The 1,407-nt window shown below is 67.8% G+C and carries 1 protein-coding gene; it reads right to left on the bottom strand.

Translation table 11 applies throughout. The annotated features are described in order from the left end of the window. Window positions 1-47: 47 nt before the first annotated feature. Window positions 48-1,289, bottom strand: a complete 1,242-nt coding sequence (locus DPM12_RS22640) for an IS256 family transposase (protein ID WP_112260604.1) — start codon at window positions 1,287-1,289, stop codon at window positions 48-50. Window positions 1,290-1,407: the final 118 nt, after the last annotated feature.

The raw sequence follows: 1,407 nt of genomic DNA, 5'->3' as shown, positions 1-1,407 counted from the left end.
GGTCAAGTCCCCCGTAGTGGTGTAGCGCGGTGTCCTTCGGTTTGGTGTTAGGCGCTGAGTGCGGGTGCGGTGCTCACCTCCGCCTCGGTGTTGGGGACGAGGGTGAGGCGGCTCTTGGTGAGGATGTCGAGGCCGAGGTAGCGGCGTCCTTCGGCCCATTCGTCGGTCTGTTCGGCGAGGACGGCGCCAACGAGGCGGATGATCGCGTCGCGGTTGGGGAAGATGCCGACGCTGTCGGTACGGCGGCGGATTTCCCGGTTGAGGCGCTCGTTGGGGTTGTTCGACCAGATTTGTGACCACAGGCCGTCGGGGAACGCGGTGAACGCGAGGATGTCGGCGCGTGCGGTATCGAGGTGCTCGTGCGCGTCAGGGAGTTTGTCGTCGACGTAGTCCAGGAGCCGGTCGAACTGGGCGTGCACGGCCTCGGCGTCAGGCTGGTCGTACACCGAGTGCAGCATCGCCTTGACGGCGGGCCACATGCTCTTCGGGGTCACGGACATCAGGTTCGCGGCGTAGTGGGTGCGGCAGCGCTGCCAGGCAGCGCCGGGCAGGTTCGCCGCGATCGCCTCGACCAGGCCGGCGTGGGCGTCGCTGGTGACCAGGCGCACCCCGGACAGGCCGCGCGCGGTGAGGTCGGAGAAGAAGGTGTTCCAGGCGGTGCCGGTCTCGCTGGTCGCGGCCCGCAGCCCGAGGACTTCTCGCCGGCCGTCGGCGTTCACGCCGGTGGCGATGAGGACGACGGCGTTGATGACGCGTCCGCCTTCGCGGACCTTCATCGTCAGCGCATCGGCGGCGACGAACGTGAACGGGCCGGACTCGTCGAGAGGTCGGTGACGGAACGCCTCGACGTGCTCGTCGAGCTCGGTCGCCATCCGCGATACCTGCGACTTGGACAGGGAGTGGATCCCGAGGGCCTTGACGAGCTTGTCCATCCGCCGCGTCGAGACGCCGGCCAGGTAGCAGTCCGCGACCACGGTGATCAACGCGGTCTCGGCCCGCTTGCGACGCTCGAGCAGCCATTCCGGGAAGTACGTGCCCGCGCGCAGCTTGGGGATCGCGACGTCGACGGTGCCGACACGGGTGTCCAGCTCGCGGTGCCGGTAGCCGTTGCGCTGCGCCGTGCGGTCGGGGCTGGGCTTGCCCCATTCGGCGCCAACCACCGTGTCGGCGTCCGCGGACAGCAACGCGTTGATCATGGTCTGCAGCAGGCTGCGCATCATATCTGGCGACGCCTCGGACAGCGCTTCCGTGAGCAGGCCGGCAGGGTCGACAATGTGAGGTGCGGTCATCGTGATGACTCCGTTCGAGGATTCTGTGGAAGGTTGACTCGAAGGATCACACGGTGACCGCGCCTACGTCCGCGACGAGGCTGGCCACCAGCGCTACACCACTCTATGGGGCACTACT

The organism is Phytoactinopolyspora halophila (assembly GCF_003287285.1).
In the GTDB taxonomy this organism is placed as follows: domain Bacteria; phylum Actinomycetota; class Actinomycetes; order Jiangellales; family Jiangellaceae; genus Phytoactinopolyspora_A; species Phytoactinopolyspora_A halophila.
The sequence above is the reverse complement of the archived record's forward strand: the minus strand, read 5'-3'. Positions and strand labels throughout refer to the sequence as shown.